Below are 1,179 nucleotides of genomic sequence, written 5' to 3'. Positions count from 1 at the left end.
CACTGCTTAGACCAGAATCCATTAACTGGCATCTCTTAGCCTACTGCGTCCCTCCATCACGATCATATCTAGTACTGGAATATCAACCAGTTGTCCATCGACTACGCCTTTCGGCCTCGCCTTAGGTCCCGACTAACCCAGGGCGGACGAGCCTTCCCCTGGAAACCTTAGTCTTACGGTGGATAAGATTCTCACTTATCTTGCGCTACTCATACCGGCATTCTCACTTCTTAACGCTCCAGCACTCCTCACGGTATACCTTCATCGCGGTTAAGAACGCTCTCCTACCATTGATAAAATATCAATCCAAAGCTTCGGTAATATGTTTAGCCCCGGTACATTTTCGGCGCAGGGTCACTCGACTAGTGAGCTATTACGCACTCTTTGAATGATAGCTGCTTCTGAGCTAACATCCTAGTTGTCTGTGCAACCCCACATCCTTTTCCACTTAACATATATTTTGGGACCTTAGCTGTTGGTCTGGGCTGTTTCCCTTTCGACTACGGATCTTAGCACTCGCAGTCTGACTGCCGAACATGTGTATTAGCATTCGGAGTTTATCTGAGATTGGTAATCCTAGACGGACCCCTCACCCAAACAGTGCTCTACCTCCAATACACTTACATTTCGACGCTAGCCCTAAAGCTATTTCGGAGAGAACCAGCTATCTCCCAGTTCGTTTGGAATTTCTCCGCTATCCACAAGTCATCCAAACACTTTTCAACGTGTCCTGGTTCGGGCCTCCAGTGCGTCTTACCACACCTTCACCCTGCTCATGGATAGGTCACTAGGTTTCGGGTCTACATCATGATACTAAGTCGCCCTATTCAGACTCGGTTTCCCTACGGCTCCGTCTCTTCAACTTAACCTCGCATCATAACGTAACTCGCCGGTTCATTCTACAAAAGGCACGCTCTCACCCATTAACGGGCTCGAACTTCTTGTAGGCACACGGTTTCAGGTGCTATTTCACTCCCCTCTCGGGGTTCTTTTCACCTTTCCCTCACGGTACTGGTTCACTATCGGTCACTAAGGAGTATTTAGGGTTGGGAGATGGTCCTCCCGGATTCAAACTGGATTTCGCGTGTCCAGCCCTACTCAGGATACTGCTAGGTATAAGCGCTATTTCGTCTACGGGATTATTACCCTCTTTGATTAACCTTCCCAGGTTATTCGACT

General features: G+C 48.3%; 1 rRNA gene. It reads right to left on the bottom strand.

Annotated elements, in window-relative coordinates:
* Nucleotides 1–1,179, bottom strand: a 23S ribosomal RNA gene (locus AB0D14_RS44990); the annotation flags it as partial.

Source organism: Streptomyces sp. NPDC048484 (assembly GCF_040651415.1).
Taxonomy (GTDB): Bacteria; Actinomycetota; Actinomycetes; order Streptomycetales; family Streptomycetaceae; genus Streptomyces.
Note: the sequence above shows the minus strand (reverse complement) of the source record. Positions and strands in the feature narration are given on the sequence as shown.